Below are 1,639 nucleotides of genomic sequence, written 5' to 3'. Positions count from 1 at the left end.
GGTCGTGGCGCGAAGTTGGTGGGAATTGCCGGCGGCGTTGCTCCTGACTGTAAAGCTGCCGTAATCAGGCGGCGAGATCAAGAGGCTGCACGGTCGGTACGACCGCCAGGGTCTCCCAGCCATCGACCCGCCGCAGGACGATCTGCCCGGAGGCCAGCAAAGCCCAGAACAACATACAGACGGTCTCACCACTGGGCAGCACACACTGCGTCTTGATCCGACGCCGGAACTCCGCGTTCAGACGTTCGATCGCATTCGTCGTCCGGATAGACTTCCATTGTTCTCGTGGGTAGCGCAAGAACGTGAACAGCCGATCGCCAGCCTCCTCCAGACTGTCGGCTACCGGACGACACTTCACACGCCATTTGCGCAGAAAGGCCTTGCGTTTAAGGAGCACATCTTCAACTGTGTCGGCATACATCATCGCCGTATAGTCCGCCTTGATCTCGTCATGCAACTTCTTGGGCGCGTGCGCCAAGAGATTCCTCTCCTTGTGCACCGAACACCGCTGGACCGGCAGCAAAGGCCACAGCGCCGCCAAGGCCGCCTCCAGACCCGCGTTGCCGTCCACGATCACCAGTTCGGGCGTGCCGACGCCGCGCTTGACCAGGTCATCCAACAGCGCCCGCCAGGCGGCCGCGCTTTCCCCGCCCATGGCGCGAAGCGCCAGGACCACCTTCTGCCCGTCCTCGCGCACCCCCATCGCCACCAGGACCGACAGAGCCGTGGCCTGGCGGTCGATCCGCACCTTCACCACCGTGCCATCCAGGATCAGACGGACGATCCGGTCGTCGGCCAAGTCCCGCTTTTGCCAGGCCTGCCACTCGTCTTGGACGCGGTGCCAGGCCCGGATCACGGTGTCTTTGCCGATGGCGCCGCCAAACAGCCCCTGCAACGCACGCCGCACCCGCCTTGTGTTGGTGCCGGCGAGATAAACTCCGGCGATCAGCGCCTCTGCCCGCTGGGTCAGGCGCTTGTAAGCGCGCAGCGCTTGGCTGCGCCATTCTCGTTCCTGGCCGCCGGCGCCCTGAACCCGTGCCCGCGGCAACGACACCGTGGTCGGCCCGAACGTCCCCAGCAGCTGCCGCTCCCGGTGGCCGTGGCGATGACCGACGACTGGGCCGCCTCGGGCGTAGCGTTGCCGGCCCAAGAACGCCTCCAGTTCCGACTCGACCAGGTGCTCGATGAAGCCGCGGATGCTCTGGCGCACCCGCTCTTCCAGAGGATCCAGCCAGTCTGCACTCTCGAATGGCGAGGATGAAGCGCTGCGTGTAGGCTCGGTCATGGCGTAGGCTCCTTCCGACGGTCGGCAAACCGCCGGTTTGATGGTTGTGTCTCATCCGGAGCTTACGCCACTTTCCCGAATTTCCACCAACCCTGCGCCACGACCCAGTGCCGTTCGCAGCGAGTGGGACCCTGAGACGTTTCTGGAGCGGCCTTACGATGTGGAGAGGAACCTGCGGCTCTTCGAGGAAGCGAACGCGGCTTACCTGGGAACCTGACACGGGCTCGTCGGAACAACACGCTGGCAAGCTGGTCCCGTGCTGGACCCTTGTGCCTTTGCTGGAGCACCATAGCCTGCACCGCTTTGTTTCATGTCAAGCAAGCTTAAGCGCGTTACCACGCGTCCGGCTTAGGT

Annotated in this window: 1 protein-coding gene; it reads right to left on the bottom strand. The window is 64.2% G+C overall.

Going from position 1 to position 1,639, the window contains the following annotated elements; genetic code table 11:
• Window positions 1-64 precede the first annotated feature (64 nt).
• Window positions 65-1,285 (bottom strand): IS256 family transposase, encoded by a 1,221-nt coding sequence (locus AC11W3_RS19235; protein ID WP_484093569.1) that lies wholly within the window; start codon window positions 1,283-1,285, stop codon window positions 65-67.
• Window positions 1,286-1,639 lie beyond the last annotated feature (354 nt).

This window comes from Geomonas sp., from assembly GCF_056994735.1.
The sequence above is the reverse complement of the archived record's forward strand: the minus strand, read 5'-3'. Positions and strand labels throughout refer to the sequence as shown.